Below are 970 nucleotides of genomic sequence, written 5' to 3'. Positions count from 1 at the left end.
GGGCGCCGGGAGCGGCTTGGCGGCGGCGGTGCCGGGGCCCTCCGGGTCGGGGTCGGGAGCGGCGAAGGCCGGTCCGGGAACTGCCAGCAGCGCCAGGACGGTGGCCGAGGCCAGAGTTCTGGTGCGTGCTCGGGTGCGAGGATGCATGTGCTCTCCAGGCTGGGGCGCCCGGGGTACCGAGGCGCACTGGACCTGCGCGGGGCAGGGATGTGTCGCGAAGGTACCGTTTCTACGGCAGCAAAAGTCAGAGAAAACCCAGATCTCACCCGGGTGATTCTCAGCCTTCGCGCCGCCCCCGCAGCCGGTCGATCTCGCGCCGCTCGCGTTTGGTCGGCCGCCCGGTGCCGCGGTCGCGCAGGCCGACCGCCTCCCGCTCCACGCGCGTGGGCAGCGCGGGGCTGTGGTCCAGGTAGGCCTTGGCCGCGATCGGCGCGCCGACGCGCTTGGGCAGCAGCTCGACCACCTCGATGAGCCGGTCCCGCAGGGGGTCGCGCCAGGTCACGCGGTCACCCACCGCCACGGACGACGACGGCTTGGCCACCTTGTCGTTGATCCGTACCCGGCCGCTGCGGCACAGCTCGGCGGCGACCGACCGGCTCTTGGTCAGCCGCACCGCCCACAGCCAGACGTCGATGCGCATCGGCCCATCCTCCCACCTGGCCCAACCCTCAGGCGGACGGCTCGTACTCGAACCGCTCGACGGTCACGACGCCGGTCGACGGCGCGCCGTCGCTCGTCGCCACCAGGCCCAGCCACACACCGAGGAAGCCCCCCGCCGAGACACTGTCGAGCGTGCGCCCGTCGGCGGTCGCGACCGGTGTCGGCACCTCGTCCCCGACCCCCGCGAGCAGCACGTAGTCCTGCCCGTGGGCCTGCACGGCCAGGGTGACGGGGGCATCGCCCGCGGGCAGCGGCCGCTCCCCGAGCACGGTGGCCACGCCCGCCCTGCGGTGCACCGCGAGCACGCGGC

Annotated in this window: 2 protein-coding genes; both read right to left on the bottom strand. The window is 74.3% G+C overall.

Annotated elements, in window-relative coordinates; translation table 11 throughout:
* Positions 1 to 277: 277 nt before the first annotated feature.
* Complete coding sequence (locus tag PROKR_RS06460) at positions 278 to 640, bottom strand: RNA-binding S4 domain-containing protein (RefSeq protein ID WP_036960899.1); 363 nt, start codon at positions 638 to 640, stop codon at positions 278 to 280.
* 28 nt (positions 641 to 668) lie between these two features.
* Positions 669 to 970: beta-xylosidase family glycoside hydrolase (locus PROKR_RS06455; protein WP_483823630.1), on the bottom strand; the 302-nt coding region annotated here is incomplete at its 5' end.

Origin of the sequence: Promicromonospora kroppenstedtii DSM 19349 (assembly GCF_000515355.1) — a bacterium.
GTDB lineage: Bacteria > Actinomycetota > Actinomycetes > Actinomycetales > Cellulomonadaceae > Promicromonospora > Promicromonospora kroppenstedtii.
The sequence above is the reverse complement of the archived record's forward strand: the minus strand, read 5'-3'. Positions and strand labels throughout refer to the sequence as shown.

Bases quoted from the DNA above. Each gene is read 5' to 3' on its own strand.
- PROKR_RS06460 (WP_036960899.1), bottom strand. From the start codon at position 640: ATGCGCATCGACGTCTGGCTGTGGGCGGTGCGGCTGACCAAGAGCCGG.